At 42.5% G+C, this 25,629-nt stretch carries 21 protein-coding genes; 18 read left to right on the top strand and 3 right to left on the bottom strand.

The genetic code is table 11. The annotated features are described in order from the left end of the window. Positions 1-112: 112 nt before the first annotated feature. Positions 113-787 (top strand): riboflavin synthase, encoded by a 675-nt coding sequence (locus tag JFC08_RS06930; protein WP_060492108.1) that lies wholly within the window; start codon positions 113-115, stop codon positions 785-787. A 67-nt stretch (positions 788-854) separates the two neighbouring features. Here the strand turns inward: JFC08_RS06930 and JFC08_RS06935 are convergent, their stop codons facing one another. After that, positions 855-3,686, bottom strand: coding sequence for a response regulator (locus JFC08_RS06935; RefSeq protein ID WP_198330207.1), 2,832 nt, complete (start codon positions 3,684-3,686; stop codon positions 855-857). A 349-nt stretch (positions 3,687-4,035) separates the two neighbouring features. Between JFC08_RS06935 and fmt the strand changes: the two genes are divergently transcribed. The 15 genes from fmt to JFC08_RS07010 all read left to right on the top strand — a co-directional run bounded on the left by fmt (position 4,036) and on the right by JFC08_RS07010 (position 19,948). Beyond that, on the top strand, positions 4,036-5,088 hold the full coding sequence (fmt, locus tag JFC08_RS06940; RefSeq protein WP_420825210.1) for a methionyl-tRNA formyltransferase: 1,053 nt from the start codon (positions 4,036-4,038) through the stop codon (positions 5,086-5,088). A gap of 119 nt (positions 5,089-5,207) precedes the next feature. Continuing rightward, positions 5,208-6,776, top strand: coding sequence for a transcription antitermination factor NusB (locus JFC08_RS06945; protein ID WP_198330209.1), 1,569 nt, complete (start codon positions 5,208-5,210; stop codon positions 6,774-6,776). Between the two features lie 41 nt (positions 6,777-6,817). Beyond that, positions 6,818-8,239, top strand: a complete 1,422-nt coding sequence (thrC, locus tag JFC08_RS06950; protein WP_198330210.1) for a threonine synthase — start codon at positions 6,818-6,820, stop codon at positions 8,237-8,239. A 372-nt stretch (positions 8,240-8,611) separates the two neighbouring features. Beyond that, positions 8,612-9,709, top strand: coding sequence for a LysM peptidoglycan-binding domain-containing protein (locus JFC08_RS06955; protein WP_227697689.1), 1,098 nt, complete (start codon positions 8,612-8,614; stop codon positions 9,707-9,709). A 76-nt stretch (positions 9,710-9,785) separates the two neighbouring features. After that, complete coding sequence (dprA, locus tag JFC08_RS06960) at positions 9,786-11,021, top strand: DNA-processing protein DprA (RefSeq protein ID WP_198330211.1); 1,236 nt, start codon at positions 9,786-9,788, stop codon at positions 11,019-11,021. A 344-nt stretch (positions 11,022-11,365) separates the two neighbouring features. Next, a complete protein-coding gene (locus JFC08_RS06965) occupies positions 11,366-11,995 on the top strand; it encodes an L-threonylcarbamoyladenylate synthase (protein ID WP_198330212.1) in 630 nt (209 codons plus the stop codon). 123 nt (positions 11,996-12,118) lie between these two features. Further along, a complete protein-coding gene (locus tag JFC08_RS06970) occupies positions 12,119-12,637 on the top strand; it encodes a GbsR/MarR family transcriptional regulator (RefSeq protein WP_045447558.1) in 519 nt (172 codons plus the stop codon). A 155-nt stretch (positions 12,638-12,792) separates the two neighbouring features. After that, the gene (locus JFC08_RS06975; RefSeq protein ID WP_198330213.1) at positions 12,793-13,740 is read left to right on the top strand and encodes a fatty acid desaturase family protein; all 948 of its coding nucleotides are present in this window, start codon (positions 12,793-12,795) and stop codon (positions 13,738-13,740) included. A 117-nt stretch (positions 13,741-13,857) separates the two neighbouring features. After that, a complete protein-coding gene (locus JFC08_RS06980) occupies positions 13,858-14,358 on the top strand; it encodes a hypothetical protein (RefSeq protein WP_198330214.1) in 501 nt (166 codons plus the stop codon). A gap of 23 nt (positions 14,359-14,381) precedes the next feature. Next, positions 14,382-15,347, top strand: a complete 966-nt coding sequence (locus JFC08_RS06985) for a TIGR01777 family oxidoreductase (protein ID WP_198330215.1) — start codon at positions 14,382-14,384, stop codon at positions 15,345-15,347. 44 nt (positions 15,348-15,391) lie between these two features. Beyond that, positions 15,392-15,862 (top strand): hypothetical protein, encoded by a 471-nt coding sequence (locus JFC08_RS06990; RefSeq protein WP_198330216.1) that lies wholly within the window; start codon positions 15,392-15,394, stop codon positions 15,860-15,862. A 115-nt stretch (positions 15,863-15,977) separates the two neighbouring features. After that, positions 15,978-16,835: a fatty acid desaturase family protein gene (locus JFC08_RS06995; RefSeq protein ID WP_198330217.1), complete on the top strand. Its 858-nt coding sequence runs from the start codon at positions 15,978-15,980 to the stop codon at positions 16,833-16,835. A gap of 131 nt (positions 16,836-16,966) precedes the next feature. Then, a complete protein-coding gene (locus tag JFC08_RS07000) occupies positions 16,967-17,428 on the top strand; it encodes a thiol-disulfide oxidoreductase DCC family protein (RefSeq protein ID WP_198330218.1) in 462 nt (153 codons plus the stop codon). A 147-nt stretch (positions 17,429-17,575) separates the two neighbouring features. After that, positions 17,576-18,649 (top strand): metallophosphoesterase, encoded by a 1,074-nt coding sequence (locus JFC08_RS07005; protein ID WP_198330219.1) that lies wholly within the window; start codon positions 17,576-17,578, stop codon positions 18,647-18,649. A gap of 156 nt (positions 18,650-18,805) precedes the next feature. Beyond that, positions 18,806-19,948, top strand: a complete 1,143-nt coding sequence (locus JFC08_RS07010; RefSeq protein WP_198330220.1) for a metallophosphoesterase — start codon at positions 18,806-18,808, stop codon at positions 19,946-19,948. A 109-nt stretch (positions 19,949-20,057) separates the two neighbouring features. Here the strand turns inward: JFC08_RS07010 and JFC08_RS07015 are convergent, their stop codons facing one another. Continuing rightward, positions 20,058-21,461 (bottom strand): alpha/beta hydrolase, encoded by a 1,404-nt coding sequence (locus JFC08_RS07015; protein ID WP_198330221.1) that lies wholly within the window; start codon positions 21,459-21,461, stop codon positions 20,058-20,060. A 455-nt stretch (positions 21,462-21,916) separates the two neighbouring features. On the opposite strand from JFC08_RS07015, the gene grpE reads away from it, so the two are divergent. Together grpE and dnaK are read left to right on the top strand one after the other, a co-directional pair. Further along, entirely contained in the window at positions 21,917-22,516 is a 600-nt protein-coding gene (grpE, locus tag JFC08_RS07020; protein WP_045447584.1) for a nucleotide exchange factor GrpE, read from the top strand. Between the two features lie 192 nt (positions 22,517-22,708). Next, a complete protein-coding gene (gene dnaK / locus JFC08_RS07025) occupies positions 22,709-24,652 on the top strand; it encodes a molecular chaperone DnaK (protein ID WP_045447587.1) in 1,944 nt (647 codons plus the stop codon). Positions 24,653-24,760: 108 nt separating this feature from the next. On the opposite strand, the gene JFC08_RS07030 is transcribed toward dnaK, so the two are convergent. Beyond that, complete coding sequence (locus tag JFC08_RS07030) at positions 24,761-25,570, bottom strand: methyltransferase domain-containing protein (protein ID WP_198330222.1); 810 nt, start codon at positions 25,568-25,570, stop codon at positions 24,761-24,763. Between the last annotated feature and the right edge of the window lie 59 nt (positions 25,571-25,629).

A 25,629-nucleotide genomic window follows, 5' to 3' on the forward strand; every position in this document is an offset into this window, starting at 1 on the left:
TTAATTAAGCTCAAGTTGCCATAAAAAACTGGCTTAGATAAATGCTGCCACAATATTAATAGATTAAGATATATTGTCTATAAAGACAACATCATAATGAAATGAGGTCGATATGTTTACTGGAATTATAGAGAGTGTTGGAAAGGTTAAGTCCATGCAGCCTACGGGCGGTGATATACGTTTGACGATAGAATCTGATGGTTTGGACTTTAGTGATGTGAAGCTAGGAGATTCTATTGCCTCCAATGGTATCTGCTTAACCGTTGTAGACCTAGGTAGTAATCATTACTCGGTCGATGTCTCACGTGAAACTATCGCTCGTACCGCATTAGAAACTTTAAAAGCTGGTCACACAGTAAATTTAGAGAAAGCGATGCTACCAACCACGCGTTTTGGTGGTCATATCGTCGCGGGTCACGTCGACGGCGTCGGCGTGGTCAGTAAGCTGCAACAAGATGCGCGCTCTATCTATATCGAAATTGAGATACCACAAGAGCTGGCGCACTATACAGCGACTAAAGGCTCTATCACGGTTGATGGTATTAGTCTGACGACCAATCTTGTAAGAGACAATATTGTCTCTTTAAATATCATTCCTCATACCGCACAAGTGACCAATATCGCTAAGCATTGGCTGGTTGGAAATAAGGTCAACATCGAAGTGGATATCGTCGCGCGCTATTTAGAACGTTTGTTAAATAAGTCGCAAACCAGTGGTATGAATACGCCAAGTCCGCAAAGCCAAATTACAGAAGCATTTTTAGCAGATAACGGTTTTATGAAATAATTGGTTCATGAAGTAGCTGATTTATGAATTAATTGGTTTAAACCTAAAAAGTAGGTTTTACAGATTGTCATGATTTTATGAAGCTCTGTAAAACCGACTCTAGTTCTTTTTTGTTGATAGGTTTGGCTAAAAATTCATCCATTCCTACTTCTATACAAGCGTCGCGATCTTCTTTGGTATTGTTCGCAGTCAGCGCCACAATCGCAATTTTATCGCCTTGCGCACGAATCGCTTGGGTAGCCTGTAGCCCATCCATGACAGGCATGCGACAGTCCATCAAAATGAGTGAGATATCTTGACGCTGTTGTTGTAGCATATCTAACGCTTGCTGACCATCTTCTGCGACCACACTACGATAACCAAGTTTACTCAATATCTTGCACGTTATTTTCTGATTGGTTGGACTGTCTTCTACTACCAAGATAAGTGGCAATACATTCTCGTTGGCAGCTTTATCTGCTTCGTTTGCTAGCTGCTTATTCTCTTCTTTTATCTCTATGGCTTGAACCAGCTTCTGTCTCGCTGGTAAGGTTAAGCGCAGTAATTCAGAGAGCAATAAAGTCGCATCTAATGGTTTGCTCAAGAATCCTTCATATTTATCTAATAATATAGAGGGAATACGGCGCTCAGGTTTCATACTAAGTAGTATTTTTGGTAGCGACGGATTATCGAGTAGGGTATTTAATGCTTGTTGTCTATCATCATTCCCTATCGCCTGATTAGCGGAAGCAATAGACAGGGTTTCATAATATTCGTAATCTAATAGCAAGATAGGGGCGAGTCTTTGCTCGTCTTGTGCCAATTTTTCGTTTAATTGTTGTAGATCTAATTTATCTATAGAGGTATAGATAGTAGCTGGCATCGATAAATATGCGCAAAAATCGCGCAGATGTTTGGCACGTAGTGGTTGTTTAATCACTGCTATTAGATGGATATGAGTCAAATGCTGACTATGATGATAAATAGGCTGATAATTTGGACGTCTGCAAGGCAGATAAAGATTCAGACTGCTGCCTTCAGTCATCGTGCTTTTTATTTCAATAAAACCACCCAATAATCGCGCAAAACTATTGACGTTATTTAACCCTAGGCCTTGCCCAGTCGTGTTCTTTTGCATGTAATTAACGTTTCGATGGGTGTTTTGGTTGCTGCTTTTATTAAGCTGAACCAACAGTTGATGTTGCTTCGCTATATCGATGCCCATACCGCTGTCTTTTATGCTAAAACGAATCCAGTCGTGTGAGGCATAATTGGGATTGTCTTTATTGATTTTACTATTTTTAATCAGTGTAAGGTCTTTATTAAGATTTACTAAGCTTCGGTTTTTTGTTGTTAATATCTCTGCATTACTGACCATTTCGATGGTCAGTGATACGTAGCCAGAAGTGGTAAATTTCACTGCGTTATCTAATAAGTCGTACAAGATTTGCTGTAGGCGCTGATGGTCTGTATCAATACAACGCGGACTGTCAGGTGTAAAAAAATACAGCAGCTCAAGTCCTTGCTGCCTTATCCTTTCTATAAATGACTGACTGACCTGTTGCCCCAGTCTATAAATATCGACAGGCTCAATGCTTAGGCGGGTTTTTCTTACCGCTATCTCCTCGATGTCTAGCACATCATTAAGCGTCGTTAGCATACTCTGACTGCTTTTAATTAAGGATATTAAAATATCATTCTGCGCAGCAGTCAAGGTCTCAGGATCAATCGGTTCTAGCGTGTCAATCATTGCTTCTAATGGCAGGCGCAAATCATGACCCATCGTCGATTTAATCGTATTAAATTCATTAATTTGGCGTTGTAGTCGTTGATTTTGTTGCTGTAATTGCCCTATTTGACTGGCAAATTCATTAACGTTATTCAGCAGTACGGTAAAGCCGTGAACCTGACCATGTTCACCAAACCATGGCGTAACGTGCAATTGGTAAGTCTGTTCATTTTCCAACCCATAGACTGTTAAGGTACGAGTAACGCGTAGGTTGGATAACGTTTGCAGCAATCGTTGCGTGGATTCATCTTTACCCGCGATAAAATCCGTCAGTTCATAGTTGCTATCGCTTTGCAGTAAAGACATGAATATTTGTTCAAAGCGTTTATTGAAAAAGCTGATTTGACCATGACGCATGATCATCAGCATCGGTAAAGGGGATTGCTCAACCAAACGTTCAAGACGGTGTGTTAGGGTTTTAATGCGGCGATAGTCATTATGCAGCTGGTAGCTGACACGGCTCAGCGCATGGCCTAAACGCAAAAACTCAGGCGTAGATTTTTTTTGCAAAAAAGGCGGCGGACTATAGGCTTCTTTTGCGTGGCTACTTAGATTGTCCGTATAAATCAGCAGCTGTTCCCAATTGGTGCGACGATTGAGCATATACAGCAAAGCGATAATAAAAAGCATGATCGCTGCCATCAATGGCAACCAGTAGCGATAAGATATCCAGTCAATGATAAGCGGCTTATGGCGCAATATAATATAAAGCTGATGACCACTTTTGAGTTTAATGGTGCCGGTTAAGTTGCGATTATTGAGCGTGTAAGCACTATGACTGCCGTTATTAGAAGGGGATGAGCTAATGATAGGAAACGTAACGTTAGCAAAAGCACGCTCATTGGGCTGAGTATGGCGATGGATATAAGTTTGCCCAGAGGGCATCATAAAAACCAGCTGATAGCTTATGTCTTCAAATACGGGTTTTTCTAAAATCCTTTTAATGTCAGGATTTAGAAGATCATCACGTTCAGTAACTTCATACTGTAATGTATGAAAAGTATCGATACTGTGTTGTTCACTGTGTTTTTTTATCTCGTGAAACAGCGCAAAATAATAGATAGACAACATGACCAGCAAGGTCAGTGCATAAAATATGAGTAAGCGCTGTAAGGACTGAAACTGTTGCATGAAAGCGTGGTCCTATATCGACACAAGAAACATAGTGAGTAAGTCATCAGTTTGGCACAGTAGCTGGTTTATTCAAGCCGTTTTGTCTTTTACGGTTGTACAGCTATTATCTAGAAAAAAATGGTGAATGGCAGTGGAATATCGCTCAATCACGCATTGTTTTGTAAATAAACTCATCAATAAGAGCGCCCTGCTTGCTTTCTATTATAAAGACAAACCGTATCATTGGTAACGCTCGATTACCGTTATTACAACCATGGCACAACATCGCAAACTCACCTATAATGAGTCAATCAACCCTATATAATGCCTGTTTATGACTACAATTGCTTCTGCCTCCGATTTATCCATGCCATCTACGACGAAAGATTGCTCATCTAGTAAGCGCTTAAGAGTTGCGTTTGCTGGCACTCCTGAGTTTGCCGCCGTTAGTCTTGAGGCGCTTATCAGCCAGCAAGAAGCGTTGAATATAGACATCGTCGCTGTGTATACGCAACCTGATCGCAAGGCAGGACGGGGTCAAAAATTATCGGCCTCTGCAGTAAAGCAAGTCGCATTGGCGCATGATATTGCCGTTGAGCAGCCTCTCACCTTTAAAAAATCTAGTAGTGAAGGGTTGGTTGCACGTGAGACTCTGCGTAGTTATCAGCCAGATGTGATGATTGTCGCGGCTTATGGCTTGATATTGCCGATTGGGGTATTGACCACACCGACTTATGGTTGCCTCAATATTCATGCGTCCTTATTACCACGCTGGCGCGGTGCAGCACCTATTCACCGCGCGTTATTGGCGGGTGATAGCGAGACGGGTATTACCATTATGCAGATGGATAAGGGCTTAGATACAGGTGATATGATCTACAAAATCAGCGCTCCTATTGAGGCTGATGATACGGCTGCCAGCCTCCATGATAAAATGGCTGAGCTTGGTGCGACCGCCATTATTACCGTGCTAAAGGACTTGCCACATTATCAAGCTCAGGCTATCGCTCAAGATGACAGTCAAGCCAATTACGCTGAAAAACTGGTCAAAACCGAAGGCGAAATCAACTGGACACAATCCGCTACTGAAATTGAGCGACAAATTCGTGGACTGACGCCATGGCCAGGTTCATATACTTTTTTGGCAGGGCAGCGTGTCAAGATTTTAGCCAGCTTACCTGTGAATCCGTCGCAGCAAACCAATCAGCCTGCTGGTACGGTCATCAGCGTTGGACGCAAAGCGATATTGGTAGCTTGTGGTCATGATAGTAATATTGATAATGGTCTCGAAAAACCGCAAGCCAGTACTTTAGCCATTACCGAATTACAGTTTGCTGGTGGTAAACCGATGACAGCCGAGCAAATCTGCCATGGCAACCAATTAAATGATGGTGACCAGTTCACAGCAGACTCGAAATAATTGCTCCTAAATCAGTTTAATACCGCTTAACCTTATTTATTTTTATATTCGTCATTTAATACCAAACAATCCAACTTTTATCAGACGCTAACTATTAGGCGTCAAGGAAATTCAATTTAATGAGAAGCACTGCGCCAAGAAACAATAAGCTCAAACCGTCAAGCAACCTTATCATGAATGGTAGCGTCCGCGTCCGCGTGATTCGCACTTTACTGGCGATTCAGAATGGTCAGTCGCTTGCAAGCGTCCTTGATCCGCTACTAAACAGTTTGCATGATGGGGATAAAGGTTTTGCTCATGCGTTATTGCTAACGACGTTGCGCCAATGGTACGCCCTTGAGCGTCTACTCGATAGTCTGGCTGATAACTCGATTGATGAAAAAGAAGTACGTACGACGATCCAAGTGGGTTTAACCCAGCTGCTTTATTTACAAGTAGCTGACCATGCGGCAATTCATGAAACGGTTGAAGCAGCAAAAGAAATCGAATTTGCGCATGCGACGGGTTTAATCAATGCCATCTTGCGTAAAGTCGCTAAAAACCCAAGTAAGTTCCGTAAGAAATGTGATAAAAAACACAGCTTACCGAATTGGCTTGCCTATCAGCTTAAGCAAGATTGGAATGAGCAGTATGACGATCTGATGCAGGGTTTACGTCAACCTGCACCGATGTTTTTACGCGTGAATACAGCGGTTACCTCGGTAGAGGATTATCAGCAAGCATTGGTGGAATTTGAAGTTGAAGCAGATTTGGTTGAGCTAACAAGTGGTTTACAACTCGACAACTCGTCGGATACAGCCACATCTAATAGTATAGTAACCAAAGGTCTTAGACTACACCAAAGCACGGCAGTCAATGCCTTACCTCAATTCGCTGAAGGTGCGGCTAGTGTACAAGACATGCATGCTCAGCTTGCAGCACCGCTTATCCATAGCGCTTTACTTAATAAACTGACTGTTAAAAGCGATGATGCAGACGGCGATATAGACACCAATAACAACGAGATCCGCATTTTAGATGCTTGTGCCGCGCCGGGTGGTAAGCTTGCTCATTGGTTAGAGTTAATCAGTTCAGACGAGTCTTCATTGTTTCACGTGAAACAAGACGATGCTGAAACGTCGCCTGTGATTTCGAAAGTTAAGATTACTGCGATAGATAATGAAGCGCCACGTATCGAGCGTATTCATACTAATTTACAGCGCTTAAACTTAAGTCAGCACGACTTGCAGCAAGCTGAGAAAAATATTGAGCTAAATATTGTCTGTGCTGACGCTACGACATGGCAAGGGGCTGGTAAGAAAAAGAGCAAGCTCGTGTTTGACGCTATATTATTAGACTCACCTTGTACGGCGACTGGCGTGATTCGTCGCCATCCTGACATCAGTATTTTGCGTACTGAAGAAGACGTTGAGCAAACGGCACTCTTACAAGCGGATATCTTGCATAATCTATGGCCACAACTTAAAGTTGGTGGTTACCTCTTATACGTCACTTGCTCTATCCTAAAGCAAGAAAACGTCGAGCAGATGCAGGATTTTATGACTCACTATAACAATGTAGTAGCCATTGAATTTAGCGACGATTGTAATTGGGGTATTGAACAGGCGATTGGTCGTCAGTGCTTGCCAATTGATAGCGAGAGCGGCGATGGTTTTTATTATGCCATGCTACAAAAAACTGCTGAATAAACCGTTTTAACTAATAATCTCATTATAGACAGGACAATCTAATGAAATATATCAGTACCCGTGGTCAGACAGCGCCGATGGATTTTAGTGATGTGTTATTAATGGGTCTTGCCCCAGACGGTGGTTTGATGTTGCCTGAGCACTATCCGAATATTGATAGTGCGACGCTTACTGAGTGGCGCACGCTAAGCTATCCACAGCTGGCGATGGCGATTATGCAGCGCTTTGCGACTGATATTCCTGTGGCTGATTTGCAAGACATTATTAAGCGCACTTATACCGCTGAGATATTTGGCTCTGATAAGATTGTTCCTGTCCGTAAGCTTGACAATAATTTATATATTTTAGGACTATCAAACGGTCCGACGTTAGCGTTTAAAGATGTTGCCATGCAGTTTTTGGGTAATGCTTTTGAATATGTGCTTAAAAGAAAAGACGCACGTATTACCATCATTGGTGCGACCAGTGGCGATACCGGCAGTGCAGCAGAATATGCCCTACGTGGTAAAGAAAATATCGAAGTCTTTATGCTGTCACCGCATGGCAAAATGAGTGAATTCCAGCGCGCGCAAATGTATAGCTTGACTGATAAAAACATTCATAATATCGCCATCGAAGGCATGTTTGATGATTGCCAAGATATTGTCAAAGCGCTACAACAGGATGCTAAGTTTAAAGCGGCTTATAATCTAGGTACGGTTAATTCTATTAACTGGGGTCGTATCCTAGCGCAAATCGTTTATTATTTTAAAGCTTACTTTGCCGTGACTTCAAGTAACGATGAAAAGGTTAGCTTTAGCGTGCCATCAGGCAACTTTGGTAATATTTGTGCCGGTCACATTGCACGTGAAATGGGGCTGCCAGTTGATCGTCTAATCGTCGCGACCAATGAAAACGACGTTTTAAACGACTTCTTTAATCAAGGTGCTTATCAGCCGCGTCCGACTGATAAAACTTATATCACTTCAAGCCCATCGATGGATATCTCTAAAGCCTCTAACTTTGAGCGTTTTGTTTATCTCTTATTAGATAAAGACAGCGCCCGCGTTCATGAGTTATTTGAAGGGGTGAAATCTGGTCAAGGTTTTGATTTGCCTGACCTAATGGATGCGGTCAACACTCGCTACGGTTTTGCTGCGGGTAAATCTACTCATGCCGACCGTCTCGACACTATCAAAACACTTTATGAGCAGCATGGAGAGTTGGTTGATCCGCATACCGCTGATGGTATCAAGGTTGCCAAAGAGCTACAGCGCGAAGGTGAGGTGATTGTCTGTGCTGAGACCGCGCTGCCAGTGAAATTTGCAGATACGATAATCGAAGCGATAGGTCAAATAGAAATCGCACGCCCAGCCCATACCGAAGGCTTAGAGAGCTTACCGCAACATGTGGTGGTGCTTGATAACAGCGCTGAGCTGGTGGCTGAACAAATCCGTCAGCATGTGATACCAAATCCAGCATAAGTCAAAGTGGATTTTAATGCTTATTTTCATGAGGAACTCTATAAATTTCAATGAGGAACTATAGAAATAATATTCATATAAAAGTTACGCCATTGTAATAAAGTGTTTATGATTGTGTTATGGTAGATATAATTGTAATATTAGAAACAGCGTCGGCGACTCATCATTTTGCTAGACGCTTTTTTAGTAATCATACCAGCCAATTACACTGAACAGCTGCCCTATAAGCGTCATGATAATCGTACAGTTAAGTCCTTTTACGACCCTCATTGCTTGTCACTATTTTAATGACAGTCAAAGATTAAGGTTAAGTAATAGATCTAAATGGTACTAATTGTGGCGACAACAGCGGTACATATTGTGGATATAACAATGAAGATGAGCTTAAAAACGATAGCAAAAGCACTGTTAATCACGACATTTAGTAGTGCAATGCTAATGAGTGCTGCCCACGCTAACAATCCACCACCAGCCATCAAAGCGGATGCGCCCAATCGCTATATCGTCAAAAAAGGCGATACGTTGTGGGACATATCAGGACGTTATTTAGACAGTCCGTGGCGCTGGAAAGAAATCTGGGCAACCAATAAGCAAATCAAAAACCCCAATCTTATTTATCCTAACGACATCCTTATCTTATGTGTGATTCAAGGTAAAACCTTAATTGGTGTTGATACTGGCGAAGGTTGTGCTGGAGTTGAAAAGCAGTTAACGGGTAACGTGGTATCTAGCACAGTTTCAGTCACTTCAACAGCCAACAGTATTCCACCGCTTCCGTGGTCTGCTATTCAACACTGGTTAGATAAGACAGTCATCGTTAATCCACAAGATTTTAATACCACCCCTTATATATTGGCTTCTAAAAAAGGCAACTTAATTACCGCTAGCGGCGATAAAGTGTATGCCAAAGGTGTGCCACTGATCGTCGGTCAGCGTTATGGTATCTACCGTGAAGGAGAGCTATATGTTGAGCCAAAAACCCAAGAAGTTATTGGTCTAGAAGTCACGCAAGTTGCGACGGGTTTGGTTACTTCGACAGAAACCAACGGCGTCAGCAGTTTGCAGCTCACCGACAGTTACGACAAAGAAGTACGTGAAGGTGATCGCGTATTCGTTGAGTTGAATAACTCTATCCCACCTGTGTTTTATCCAGCCCCTGCAACGGTCAGTCGTGGGGGCATGATTGTCCGAGTCATGGACTCAATCAGCTCAGCAGCGAAGGGTAGTGTTGTTGCTATCAATTTAGGTAGTACCCATGGTGCTAAGCCTGGTGATGTATTGACTGTCTATCAAAAAGGGGCTTTGATCCGCGATACTAAAGACAATGACACGCCAGTACGCTTACCAAATGAGCCAAGCGGTATGGTCATGGTATTCAATACTTTCGATAATATTAGCTATGCTTATGTGCTTGATTCAGAGCTACCATTAAATGTCGGCGATCAGCTGTTGCCACCGCCATATCTATAAATGAGTACACTATAAGTGAGAACATGCTTATTTTTGGACGGGATATACTAACTTAGCCTATACGAGCTAGATGATTATGATGGCAGTTACTTCTTCTTTATCAGATGAGCAGCGCGCAGTACTGGCGCTGTGGACTGAGGTGAATGCATCATTATCTGCTTATCATAAGCTCATTACTTCTTTTGGCACAGCAGAGCTTGCTTGGTACGCCAAAGTAGATGCTTGGCGGCAATTGGGTATTCATCATAGCCATCTTGCCCGTCATGAACAGCCAGAGCACACGCAAGCCAGTATCGATAAAATTCAGCAAGCGCTCATCGAGGGGCGCTACGGTCTGCTATTCGCCGACCAGCCTGATTATCCCGCCCAGCTCTCGCAAATCTATGACCCACCGCCTTTATTATTTTACCGAGGCAATAAATCGCGTTTGCGTCAAGCGCAAATCGCGATCGTCGGTAGCCGAAAACCCACTGCCCATGCCCAAAAAATCACCTTTGATATCGCACAATATTTGGCGCAAGCTGGTTATATCATCACCAGTGGTCTTGCCATGGGTGTCGATAAACGAGCACATCTAGGCGCTTTAGCACAGGCAGACGCTGAATATCAAGGTCGAACGATTGGGGTAATGGGTACGGGTATTGAGGTCAATTATCCCAATCATCATGATAAATTGTTTGCCCAAATAATTGAGCAAGGCGGCTGTATTATTAGTGAGCTATTGCCGCATACAATGCCACATAAGCATACGTTTCCACGGCGTAATCGTTTGGTCGCTGGATTGAGCTTAGCAACGATTGTGACGGAGGCGACCATTCAGAGTGGTTCGCTGATTACTGCGCGTTTAACCTCGGAGCAGGGTAAGCAAGTTTTTGCCATTCCAAGTCATATTGATAATAGCAATGCAGAAGGCTGTCATCACCTGATACGTGAAGGTGCGACTTTAATTTATCATCCGCAGCAAGTGCTAGAGGATATCAATAGTCAGTTGCCATATAACAGTCATTCATTTCAATCAAATGTCTTATCTACATTGAATCGAAGTCAGACAGAAAACCCTTTAGAAAACGTTAGCAGTTCTACTGCAGATACTGGCAAGCTAGCATCATCCAATATTAAACCTTCTCCCAGCGCTATCGTCGTACCAGAGCATTTAACCCTTGTTTATGAGCAGCTTGATTGGCACGGGCAGGATTTAGATGCGCTGATTATCGCTACCAAACTTGCCACACCACAGCTGATTGGACAGTTAATGGAGCTTGAATTATTAGGCATCATTAGTGTGCAAGGTGGACGGTATTTGCGCGTCTAAAATCGTACTTTCTATCGCTTTAGGCTTTTTACGTATCTACTGCCAAGTGATTGACGACAGTACAATCTAGGGCGTGTCATCAATTAGATTGTGAGGCTTAAAATGAGAAAAATTGTAGATAAACAAGGAAGCAATTGCCGTTAATATGAACATATTGACAAAATTGCTGACGATGTTTAGCAAAATTTAGCCACTTTAAGACCACTAAACGCACTAATGTGCTAATTGATGACACGACCTAGGTAGCTGCTAATAAGGTCGCTTTAAACTTCGCTGCCCTAATTTTTCTTAGCCTTATGTTATGATGAGTGCTTAAATTTCTACCTTTTTGAAGCCTTTAAGCCATGGAAAAATCCACATCTTTTATTACTGATTCTGTCACTCAAGCTGCCAAATGGCTTAAAGAAGGACAGCTACTTGCTTATCCCACCGAAAGCGTTTGGGGTATCGGTTGTGACGCTTATGACGAAGCAGCCGTTCAACGTATTTTATCCATTAAACAGCGTCCACAAGCCAAAGGTATGATCGTCATTACTGACAGCGCTGAGCGTTTAATGCCGTTACTAGAGCCTTTAGAAGAAGGTCTGCGCCAACAAATCATCAAGAGTTGGCAGGCAGATACTGACAGTATAGAGCTACAAGGTAAGCAAGCCCATACATGGCTACTGCCTATCCCTCAGACACTTGAAACGACTATCCCTCCTTGGATCACAGGGCAGCATCAAACAGTGGCGGTTAGAGTTATTGCGCATCCTATGATTCGTCAATTGTGCCAACAACTGGTCGACGTTCAAAACCCATTTGGGCTATTGGTTTCCACAAGCTGTAATCCATCAGGGCAACCGCCTGCTATGACTTTCACTGATGCTTATGGATATTTTGGCGAGCAAATCAGCTACTTGCAGGCTGACACTCTAGGCTATACTTTACCGAGCCAAATTCGTGACGCAACCACGGGTTTGGTTATTCGTTAGCGCATGACAGTCAACCAAGGGATGAGTATCATTTATTGATTTCACTATTGACAGAAATAAAAGAATAGCGCAAGATAAGTAGATAAAATAATCAAAACTTATAAAGTAGAGTACATATTAATCATGAAACTAAATCCTGTGACCGAAAAATTTATCTTACATTGGGGTGAAATGGGCTCGCAGTGGGGTGTTAATCGCACCATGTCACAGATTCATGCGCTGTTATTCATCATTGGTAAGCCATTAAATGCTGAAGAAATCACCGAAACACTTGGTGTTGCTCGCTCTAACGTCTCAAACAGTATTAAAGAGTTGCAGCATTGGGGCTTAGTACAAAAGGTCTCAATATTGGGTGATCGTCGCGATCACTTCACGACCAATACTGACGTTTGGGAGCTGGCACGTATTATCGTGGTTGAACGACAAAAGCGTGAGCTTGAGCCAACAGTACAGTTCTTACAAGAATTGATGGACAGTCCTGAATTTGAACATGAAAATAATGAGGTAAAGTCACGTATTCGTGATACCCAAGAATTCGTTAGTACCCTAACCACATGGTCATCTGAGATGCTTAAGCTGCCCACAAGCATCCTCAAAAAAGTCCTAAAACTGGGCGCTAGTATTAAAAAGGTCTTACGTTAATAGTGAGCTGTGTAATTTAAAATAAAAAATTTGCAATATAATTTCTGTTTTGACAGAAATATATGTAATAAATATAAAAGCCAGCTAAGTTTAAGTGAGATAAGTTTCTATAAAATAGCAGCAACAAAAATAGTAATAACAAATGGATGTGTAAAATGACAGTTAATCAGACACACGCTAATAAAGAGCCAGCCATTAAAAAGGCTGTTGCTGCAGTCGAGTGGCAAGACTTGCGCCGGTTAACGCGCGGTCAAATCGCTTACAATGTTATTTTGCCTTATCCATTTTTGTTGTTGTCTTGGTGGTTTGCTAGTCAATCATGGTATGTATTGGCGTGCGGGGCTTCTTATTTGTTTTTTGCTGCCGCATTTCGCCAAGCGCACGATGGCTATCATCATAGTTTGGGTACAGGTAAACGCACGACCACCGCTATATTATTATTGCTCAGCGTACTATTAATGACCAGTTTGCACAGCATTCGAGCCACGCACATGGCCCATCATCGTGACCCATTGGGCGATAGTGATATTGAAGGCAGTCTAGCAAAAGACTCATGGTGGCAAGCGCTCCTCGGTGGGATAACTTATCGACTCGATATTTATCGCCAAGGACTGCGTCTCAGCAGCCGTCGCAATCAAAAATTGGCTTGGCTAGAATTTGCTTTGATTGGTTTAGTCATCATAGTTGCCCTTATATTGACCGCCTTTACTATTCCTACTCTCGCGATATTAGTGCAAGTATTGATGTATCACCTACTGACCATGATGTTGGCCAATGCCAGTGTCGGCATCATTGCGGTGTGGGGCGTGCATCATGATTGTGATGAGACAATCGCCCGAACTGAGCGCAATCCTTTGGTCAATTTGCTGACTTTTAACTTGTTATATCACGTAGAGCATCATCTCTTTCCTGCTGTGCCATCCAATCATTTACCTGAGCTTGCCAAGCGTTTAGATGCAGCAGCGCCACACCTGACCAAAGCACATGTATTACCAAGTATGGTTAACGTCATAGGTTTTATTAATTATCGTTGGAACAAATTAAAGAATAAATCTCAAAATAGTAATGATAGTGACTGTCCTATTCGTAAGCGTTTTGCTTAATCAGTAGGCAAAACAAAATCAAAATACTTATCCACCAATTATCCACAGGAATTTCATTGGCTTTGGCAACGCCGTATTTATACTCAATTAACGACGAATGTTAATGGGATAAATAGAATGAAAACGAATAATGAGTTAGGTGTGTATCCTTATCTACAAGTGATTATTTTGTTTGCAGGGTTTGGTAGTATGGTTGGTGGAGTGATTGCAGAGCTGGGTTTATTGTTTGTTTTTAGGGATGCGGATTTTGTGCAGATTGGTTATCAGCCATTACTCTATGTTGGTCTGCTTGGTTTTATTCCTGCTTTATTAACGGGTGTTATCGTCGCTTATAAGCAGATATGGCGCGGTGATCATAAAAGTCTACGCACGACATTTTTAGTGGGGTTTATAACGTCAGCAGGTTATATGGGTGCAATCATCCTATATCTAGGCATCAACTCATGGATAGAGGTTGGCGTGCTATTGGCCTTTATGATTGGTATAGGATTGTTTGGCGCTATCAACTTAGCTATAGCCAGCCGCATTGCTTTACCAAAAGTACGTAAAAGTCATTTTGATCTTAGTACTAAAAAAGTAGACGATGGCTATAACGGATTAAGTTTTACTAAACGATAAGCGAAAAATATAGGGAGTAGGACATGAATATTTTAATCAGTGGTGGCTCAGGCTTTTTAGGCAGTGCTTTTAGTGACGAGCTTATCAAACGCTATCGTACGCAGGATAAGGACTTACACATTACATGGCTAACACGCGATAGCAGCCAAACGCATCCTGACTCGATCAGCATGATGACCTACGATGAGCTAGCGAGTTCGGATAAAAGCTTTGATGTTATCTTAAATCTAGCAGGCGCAGGCATTGCTGACTCGCGCTGGAGCGATGCGCGCAAAGAGCAGTTGCTCGCCAGCCGTATCAAGCCTACCGAATCCTTATTGGCATTGATTAAGCGCACCAGTATTAAGCCCAAACTAATGGTCAGCGGCTCTGCGATTGGCTGGTATGGCGCACAAGGCGATAAACCTCTTACCGAAAGCAGTGGTTTTGAAACTGATTTTGCCCATCAATTATGTCATGAATGGGAGCAGTTAGCGCTCAAAGCCACTAAACATGGCGTGCCTGTGGCTATCGTGCGCACTGGGGTGGTTATCCATCCTGATGGCGGGATGCTCGGTAAGTTATTAGCCCCATTTAAAATGGGTGTCGGTGGACAGTTGGGTGATGGCAAGCAAATCATGAGCTGGATCAGTCGTGAAGACTGGGTTGGGGCAGCGATATTTATCATTGAAAAGCATCTTGCTAATTATGCGGAAACTCAGACTATCGATGATCACTCGTTAGAAACTATCAATGATACGCCAGTGCTGGTGTATAACCTCACTGCGCCTAATCCAGTGACCAATCATACTTTTACCAAAACGCTCGGAGCATGGTTACACCGTCCCACCTTTTTTACTTTACCCAATTTTCTGCTTAAACTGATATTTGGTGAGATGTCGACGCTACTAATAGATGGACAAAAGGTATTGCCTCAAGCATTACAGGACGCAGGTTATGATTTTAAACAGCCAACACTGAAGCAAGCTTTAGAAGAGCAGAGTTCGTAAAACATTAAGCGACTGTTTCATGTGAAACCTAAATGGAGGTGTTTATGAGTGATATTGAGGTTGGCGCTACAGCAACCAGCTATCCAAAGAGTAAGGTGATAAATCAATATGCACAATTTGGCGGGGCATTAGGTGGGATATTCTTATGGTTAAGCGTAGCAGTACCTGATGTCTTGTTTAATGACTATAATTTTGGTGCGCCCGAAATGTTCAATATTACTAACGTCTATTTCAGCACTGTATTTAATGTAGTTTGGCTGCTAGGGTTTGCGCTGATTTTCTATATAATTTTTGGATTTATATTAGGACTGTTACCTTCGTTATTTACAGGCTGGATTCTTGCGCAAGTAAATGCTTACTGTAATTATAAAGGCCTTCTTATCTCTTTAATTACGGGTGGTTTTATGGGCTTTGCCTTTCTATCTTTACTAGAGCTACCTCTTATTATGCAGGTTTTGACAGGCGGTATCAGCGCTGTAATTACAGGTCTTGTCGCATTACCTAAATACGAATAAAATTTAAATAGTAATTTCACTATTGACAGAAATAAAGTAAATTAAAATAGCCGATTAAATTAAGTGGTCGCGCCAGCAAGACAGCTACTGCTTATCACTAAGTAAGGAGAACATCATGCGTCATCCTTCGTTAGACAGTGTTGAATGGCAAGATTTGCGACAGCTTAGTCTTGGCGAGACTGTTTATAATATTTTCTTATCTTTGCCTTTTTTATTATTGTCATGGTGGAGCGCGTGGCAAGGGTGGTGGTTACTTGCACTTGTGGCGACTTTTTTCTTTTTTACTGCCGCACTGAGACAAGCCCATGATTGTTATCACCGCACTTTAGGGGTGAGTAAAGTCGCCACAGAGCTCATGCTGTTTCTTCTCAGTATCATGATGCTCTGTAGTACGCATGCCATTCGTCACACTCATCTTAATCATCATAGAGATCCGCTGGGTGACAGCGATGTCGAGGGTAATTGGGCTCGTCTGCCTTGGTATCAGGCGATATTGGGAGGCGGACTTTTCTCGATTATGATTCAGTGGTTTGGCTTGACGCATGGTAGTAGCCGCAATCGTATTCTCGTTGCCTTTGATATGCTGCTTATTTTCGCAGTGATTGCTGCTGCTTTTATCACGACGCATCCAGTTTTGATATATCACGTATTGGTGATGATATTGGCCAATACGATGGTAGGATTCTTTGCAGTATGGAGCGTCCATCATGGTTGTGATGACGTGGTATATGCGCGCAGTGAGCGTCATCCATTGATTAATTTACTGACTTTTAACTTACTCTATCACATCGAGCATCACTTATTCCCAGCGGTGCCAACCAATCATTTACCGGTACTGGCCAAGCGCTTAGATGCTACCGCTCCGCAGTGGACGCAGCAGCCAGTCATTCCTCTTTTAGCCCCAGCCAATCAGTATCAAGAATCTAGGGTGACTGAAAAATCCAATGCCCATTCGCGTCACTTTGATATTTAGCTATAGTCGGTTCAATATAATTTGGATACAAGGAATGTGAGCGAAAGTACTACAAATAGTAGACTAAGCGAGCCTGACACCGTATCTGATTTATATAGGATTGAATATATCACTCATAAAGGAGTCGTAAGATGATTATCCAAAATCATATCAACAGTTATAGAGAGCAAGCGCATTTATCCATCACCATGTATTACGACGATGCTTGCGTCATATGTAGCACCGAGGCGCACAATATGAAAATGCGACAGCCGGAGAAGATACGCTTAGTTCCTGTGGACGAGGGGGTTAATGAGTTGGCAGTCGTAGGATTCAGCCGCAAGGATGCGATGACTTATATGTGTGTGCAAGACAACTACGGCAATTGGTACACGCATATGGATGCTGTGCGATTGCTCTACAGAACGGGTGGCGTTAAATGGTCACCGTTGTTGTTTTTGCCAGTAGTCAAACAACTTGGCGACTTCGCTTATCCGTATGTTGCGCGCAATCGTTATAGAATTCCGAACTGGGTGACCAAACTGGTCTATGGCAAAGCAGTGATACAAGCCTGTAAAAATGGCGTTTGCCAAATAGCACCAAATAAACGTTAAAGTACGTTTATTGGCAACCATTTAGTTTTGTGGCAACAGCACTCTAGACGTAAAACATATGAAGCTTTCGTGGAAAAAAGACACGATATTCAGAACATCAAATTTTTAACGTAAGATAGCGCTATCTTTATTTAACTAGATTTACTTATGTGGCTTTTTATCGGCTTTACCCAACTGCTCTCTATGATGACCTGCATATTGCTTTGGTGGTTTATCCAACCAAAACGTCAGAGTATGAAGCTGTTTTTAGTATTAAGTGTTTTGATAGTGAACAACGGCTTTCTCATTTATGGTTTGAGCGAGTTTTGGTACGAACGCTTTTATGTCTATTTGGTCGTTAGTGTTTTGCAAGGTTTTATGCTTTATGCCGCTTTACTAACGGCTGTACTTGCAGGGGTTTATGCTCTAATTCTTAAACAAAAGCCACGACCAAGAGCCATTCGTGCGTTTGCAATGGTGGTTTATGTCGGTATTGTTGGCTTAGCTATATTTAATGCCTACTCGCCCGAAGTACATCGATTGACGGTCACTACAGCTAAGCCTCTCGATAAGACAATGAAGATAGCACTCGTTTCTGATACACATTTGGGTAGATGGTTTGGCAATCGGCAGATAAAGAAAATGGTGCGCCTTATCGATGCGCAACATCCTGACGTGGTGGTTATCGCTGGTGACATTATGAATGATAATACGATTGCTTACGATAATACGAATATGCATGAGCAGCTATTAAAGCTAAAGGCACCGCTTGGCGTCTATGCGACTTTAGGCAATCACGATTATTTCGGTTATGACCAACAGATCACACAGGCGGTGGAAGAGGCTGGCATCAAAGCGCTTGATAATGAGAGTGTGCTATTAGATGATTCAGTATGGCTGGTGGGGCGCTCAGATGATATTGATCGTACCAGACTGTCAGCCGAGGAATTATTGACGCAAGTAGACACAGACAAACCGGTGATATTTTTGGAGCATCGTCCTAGCGCGATGGATGAGGTCAGCGCCCTGCCAGTCGATTTGCATCTGTCTGGGCATACCCATGGCGGGCAGATATTTCCACTAACGCTATTGATGGATTGGTTGACACCACTAAACTATGGCAGCAAAAAAATAGCCGATACGCAGTTTTTGGTGACCTCTGGTTATGGTATCGGTCCAGTACCGTTTAGACTGGGAACGCGTTCTGAGATTTGGATAATTACGTTGCAGTCTGGTGTATGAGCTATTTAAATAAACAGTGTTACCCCTATGATAAAGCCTCTACCATATCTAAATGGTAGAGGCTTTTATTTGCTGTTAGGCTGGCTAATAGCGACTTTGCTCGTATTGTCAGCTAAAAACATAGTGTATCGACGACATCATACTCAAGGATTTTTCATGCGCTACGCATTTTTCATGATCATTTTTGTGCTATTGCAGCTGTTTAGTTTTGGCGCTGCTCTAAGCGTGCAATGGTGGTTACAGCCTTGGCAGACAGCAGATTTGCAAACTTCGGTATGGGTCATCGTATTCGTTATTACCAACGGTTTGCTGCTACTCAGTGTCAATAGAGCATTTAAAAATAGCTATCGCTGGATCAGTGGTTGGATGTTAGTTATGCATTTCATGCTATTGACGGCTTTAGTTACGAGTCTATTTTATGGTGGCTATTGGCTAATTACATCGCTAACTGGTGATGCGCTCGCTACACCGGCTACCGTCGATTTTGGGTTGCGCATATTGGCATTGGCAATATTTGTCGGGTTGTTTTTTTACGCCTTATATAGTGCTTATGCGCCTGTAGTACGTGAGTTATCTATTGATATTGATAAACCTTTGGCTAAGCCATTACGTATTGCGGTCGCTAGCGACTTACATATCGGACGATTATTTGGTAGCGGTGCAATAGATAGGCTGCATCATCTTATGGTAAAAAATACAGCCGACATATTGCTGATGCCGGGCGATATCATGGATGACAATATACAGGCATTTACTGATTATAATATGGCGAAAAACTTGGCGGAGTTATGCAAAAGCCTGCCATATGGGGTCTATGCTACTTTAGGCAATCATGATTTATACGGGCACGAGCAGCCGATTGTCCAAGCGTTGCGTGCTGCTGGCGTGCAGTTGTTAAATGATGAAGTAATCGGTATCGAGCATGAAGGTCAACCAATCTGGCTGGTTGGGCGTTTTGATAACCATAAAAGACAGCGGGTAGCCACAACCGATCTACTAGCCCAAGTTGATACTACACAGCCTGTAATACTGCTAGATCATAGACCAAGTGATATTGCTGAGCACAGTCAAATGCCGATTGATTTACAGCTCTCAGGGCATACCCATAACGGTCAGGTATTCCCCGCCAACTTCATTGTCAGTGCCATCAATAGCTTGGGTTATGGCTATGAAGCCATTGGCAAAGGACACTTTGTGGTGTCATCTGGTTACGGCTTTTGGGGCATTCCATTTCGCTTGGGTTCGCGCTCAGAGATTTGGCTGATCACTGTGAATAGTCATGTTGAAGATAACGTTTAAGAAAGTAATATTTAAGAAAACAATGCTTAAAAAAGTAACGTTTAAATAATAGCAGTACCATTATATTTTATAAATGAACTAGCACTTTCTTATACAACTGTGTTGATAACTATGCCGCTAATTGTGACTGGGTATTGATAACGTCACGCACAAAACTCGCAAACCCTTTAATAATATCGTCTGTTGCTTGTCCGATACCTTGATGAATACTCATAAAATGAATAAAACCATGCGGCGTACCCAGAATGGTATGAGTCTCGACTGCTATACCATGCACCTTTAATTGGTTTGCATAAGCAAATGCTTCATCACGTAATACGTCTAATTCTGCGGCGACAATGTAAGTCGGGCATACTTTACTATTATCACCAAGCATCGGACAGTTAAGGATATGCTGGCGTGGCAAGGGGCTGTTATCTAAACAAGCAGCATCAAATACAGCCACATCGGCATGATCCAATAATAATCCCTCGCCATATAACTCCCAACTTGGATAATCCGTTTCGATATCCGTCACAGGATACAAAGGCATTTGTGCAAGTGGCTTTGGTAAGTGCTCTAATAAATCGAACATTTTTTGACCTGCAATACCCAGATCTGACCATGCGATTTGCGAGGGCGCAGTGAGTTGTTGAACAATCAAAGTGGATAATCCGCCGCCAGCACTATCGCCTGCTAGAACGATTCGCGAGGGTAAAGCGCCTAAGGTATGGCAATGCTCCGCCAGCCAAGCGTAGGCAGTGATACAGTCTTTTAATGCGGCTGGTGCTGGATGTTCAGGTGCTAAGCGATAATCAACACTGACTATCGGCCAGCCCGTCTGCTCACAAACCGCGTGGCAAAACTCATGATGGGTATTGACATCACCAATACAAAATCCACCCCCATGAAAATATAACAGCACTGTTTCATCAGAATTATGAGTATCCGCTTTTTTGAACCCTAAGCCATGAGAGCTCGCATCTGATTGATAACAGCGAATGGTCATATCGCCATCATCAGCGTTGGCAATCACTTTGTCTTCCCAATGCACAAGCTTCTGATTTTTTTTCGTAAATCGTTTCATGTTGCCGATGATATTGTCACTTGCTTGCTGCCATACCTGCGGCGCTTGCATCGCCACGGCGTCAGCGGCGAACCTTTCGCGCAGCTCATGCATTGGTGTTAGCTCAAGAGGCGTTTTAAGCTTACTATTCACTGCGAGAATCAAACGCAGGTGAGCATCGGCGTGCAGATATTGTTTTGAGGTAAGTCCTTTCAAATACCCAACCAAGCTCTCTAATAGTGGCGTTGGCAGATAGCCGACTCCTTTCATGGCATAGTGCAAGGTATGCGGCTGGCAAGTCGTCAACGGGTTATAGCTAAGCACTTTTTGTTTGACAGTCAAACGATTCTCTTGAGTGCCATTTTCTTCTTTTATACCCTTATCTATACGATCTGTTGATGCGAGCTTTATCGTCATCAGCGCTTTATTTAATAGCGCATTGATTGATAACACGGTTGATTTAGACATAACACTTCTCGTTAAGGATTGTCAGTATGCGTTGTCATATATGAGCGTTCACTTTGACATGAGCCATACTATTTACTAGCAATAGTAGAGTAATCAAAAATAAAGTTGAGTATTGTTTGGTAATGGCTTATGTACCAATGGTAAGTTTTTTGGAATAAGTACTGCTTTCTTGTAGCTTGTGTTAACGAACATGGATAGCCATTTACCACCTATGAAATTCTGTTTTGAGCACTTTAATCCAGATTTAGGCAATATTTGTTGTAAATTAGAAAAATTCCCTTGGCTTAGGCTTGAAATTTAGCTCCATCACCTTTATCAAACAGCTAGTAGAAGGTACTCATAACAACAATGTGTAAGACAGGTTAATTATTTAATAAGAGCACAGTATCCCTAGCAAATAGTGAACTTGTTGCCTCTTATATAAATTGTCATTATTAAAATTCTAAGGAGCTATCATGAGCGAGCAAAATACTAACCACGAATCGCCTGAGCAAAATGTGGCGCATGACAATATTGAACACAGTGACAGTATTTTAGAAGAAACCATGAAAGAGTTTGATCCAAAGCATAACTCAGGTGAAGAGATGACCATTGAAAATGAAATCGATCTCGACACCTTTAAAGCGCGTATCGCTGAGCTAGAAGGTGAAGTGAAGCAAGCTAAAGAAGTCACCGCCCGTGCCAATGCCGAAGCTTACAATGCACAAAAACGCATGGAGCAAGAGGCGGATAAGAGCAAGCGTTTTGCCTTGCAGAAATTTGCCAAAGAGCTATTAGAAGTGGTCGATAATTTAGAACGCGCCATTGAAAGCGCCCATGCTGATGACCCTGTTACAGAAGGGGTGAGATTGACGCACAAAGCGTTATTGGACGTATTAAATAAGAACGGCGTCGAAATGGTTGACCCACAAGGCGAGAAATTCAACGCGGATCTTCATGAAGCTGTTGGTATCGATGAAGAAGCAGAGGCTGATACTGTCGGTACTGTATTACAAAAAGGTTATAGCTTGAACGGTCGTTTATTACGCCCAGCCATGGTACGTGTTGGGCAGTAGTACTAAAAATTGGATTTTTAGTGTGCTAAACCCTACTATTATTAAGGGTTTTCACAAAAAGTCACACGAAAGACAAATTTTGCATGATGATTGACTTGAAAAAATCCATAAGTAAACCGATATATATAGCAACAAGAGATCAACCACGGTCTGAATAGATAAATACTTAAAACAAATTAGGAGCAAATAATTATGGGTAAAGTAATTGGTATTGATTTAGGTACGACTAACTCGTGTGTCGCAGTGATGGAAGGTGACAAAGTCAAAGTCATCGAAAATGCTGAAGGTACTCGTACAACGCCATCTATCGTTGCTTATAAAAACGATGAAATTTTGGTGGGTCAGTCAGCCAAACGTCAAGCGGTCACCAATCCAAACAATACGTTGTTTGCGATTAAGCGTTTGATTGGTCGTCGTTTTGATGACAAAGTCGTGCAAAAAGACATCGGCATGGTACCTTACAAAATCGCCAAAGCAGATAACGGTGATGCATGGGTAGAAATTAACGGTAAAAAATTAGCACCACCACAGGTTTCTGCTGAAATCTTGAAAAAAATGAAAAAAACAGCAGAAGACTATCTTGGTGAAACTGTTACTGAAGCGGTTGTAACCGTACCAGCTTATTTTAATGACTCACAGCGTCAAGCAACAAAAGACGCGGGTAAAATTGCAGGTCTTGATGTAAAACGTATCATCAACGAACCAACAGCTGCGGCTCTTGCGTACGGTATGGACAAGAAGCAAGGCGATAGCACTGTTGCTGTTTATGACTTGGGTGGTGGTACTTTTGACGTATCAATCATCGAAATCGCTGACGTTGATGGCGAGCAGCAGTTTGAAGTACTAGCAACCAATGGTGATACATTCCTTGGTGGTGAAGACTTTGACTCAGCATTGATTGATTATTTGGTTGATGAGTTCAAAAAAGACCAAGATGTCAATTTGAAAGGTGACTCATTGGCGATGCAGCGTCTAAAAGAAGCGGCAGAAAAAGCGAAAATTGAGTTATCAAGTGCCCAAAGCACTGAAGTGAACTTGCCTTATATTACTGCAGACAGCAATGGTCCTAAGCATTTGGTGGTCACTATCAGTCGCTCAAAACTTGAGAGCTTAACTGAAGAGTTGGTACAACGTACCATGGGTCCTTGTAAGATTGCGCTTGAAGATGCTGGCATAAAAATTGGTGACATCGATGATGTTATCTTAGTTGGTGGTCAGACTCGTATGCCACTGGTACAGCAAAAAGTACAAGAGTTCTTCGGTCAGGAGCCACGTAAAGATGTGAACCCTGATGAAGCAGTAGCGGCAGGGGCTGCGATTCAAGGCGCGGTATTGTCTGGTGAAAAAACAGACGTATTGCTACTTGATGTGACGCCACTAACGCTTGGTATCGAAACGATGGGTGGTGTCATGACACCAGTTATTGAGAAAAACACCATGATTCCTACTAAGAAATCACAGGTATTCTCAACGGCTGAAGACAACCAACCAGCTGTGACCATCCAGGTTTATCAAGGTGAGCGTAAAATCGCTAACCAAAATAAACAGCTTGGTCGTTTTGATTTGACGGATATTCCACCAGCGCCACGTGGTCTACCGCAAATTGAAGTTACTTTTGACATCAATGCTGACGGTATCATGAATATCTCAGCAACTGACAAAGGTACGGGTAAAGCGCAAAGCATCCAGATCAAAGCAGATTCTGGCTTGACGGATGAAGAAATCGAGCAAATGGTTCGTGATGCAGAAGCCAATGCTGCAGAAGACGAAAAATTCGCTAACTTAGCGCAAGTTCGTAACGAAGCAGATGGTCGTATTCATGCGGTACAAAAAGCGTTGAAAGACGCTGAAGATAAGGTAACTGCTGAAGAGAAATCAACAGTAGAAGCTGCTATCTCTGAGCTTGAAGCGGTAATGAAAGAAGATGATCATGATGACATCAAAGCCAAGCTTGAAGCATTAGACAATGCTTTCTTGCCAGTTAGTCAGAAGATTTATGCTGACGCAGGCGCAGGTAGCGAGGGCATGGATCCAAGCCAGTTCCAACAAGGCGCGGACAATGCAGCAGATAGCAACCAAGCTGATGATGACGTCGTTGATGCTGAGTTTACTGAAGTAGACGAAGACAAAAAATAATTGCGATTTAGTAACTAAACGCAGTTAAAACAAAAAACGCATCCTTCGGGATGCGTTTTTTTATGGCTGTTATTTATAAGAAGTATCCTGCCAGTCTATACCTTGTCTTCATGATTTAAAGGCACTCACTATCAGTACTTCATAAGTCAAATGAACGATAGGCTGACCGTCGTCATCTTGCGCCGAAAAATGTTGCCAATAATCAGACTCAAACTGTTGCAAGCGTGCCTTTGTCCATACAAAGGGCTGGGTGCTGTTGGCTTTTACTTGTGTCTGATTGGTCGATACGCCCGTCAACTTCATATGTTTTAGGATAGCGTAAGGACTGGCAAACGGTAACTCGAAACGCTCAGTGGACAGTTCAATTTTCTCAAAACCAGCACTAATCAGTGCCAATCGCCACTCAATGATATCGGGATAGTGAAGACCCTGATCCGTTAGAGTCTTTATTTGCAAAAAGTTATTTGGCGTAAAAGTGTTAAACAGCAGTTGACCTCCAGCTCGCAAATGGTGTGCTGATTGCGCAACAAAGTTTAAGGGATCATCAAACCACTGCACTGCATTGGCACTGATTATCAAGCTATGCTCATCCTCAAAGTTCATCGTTTCAGCATCGCCAATTGCTATGTCAGCATTGGGCAATATGGATTGTAAAGTAGCCACTTGTTCAGCGCATAATTCATTGATTAGCCAATATTGACTTTGAATGTGTGCTGCGAGTAGGCGGGTCATTTGACCGGTTCCTGCACCGACTTCAAGCACACTATCGTGTTCAGTGTGGGTGAGTTTGTCTATTAAATATTGACAGACTTGCTGCTGAATATTGGCATGCTGGTCATAGTCGCTGGCATTGGCAAAATGACGAGCGATGGTTTGTTTTCTGGGGCTAAAGTTATCAGGCGTGGCGAGTGTTTTCATACGGTTTATTATATCCAAGTGAGCCAATTATCAATCGATAGCAGGACTGACGTCGCTGA

Origin of the sequence: Psychrobacter cibarius, assembly GCF_016107535.1 — a bacterium.
GTDB classification, from domain to species: Bacteria; Pseudomonadota; Gammaproteobacteria; order Pseudomonadales; family Moraxellaceae; genus Psychrobacter; species Psychrobacter cibarius.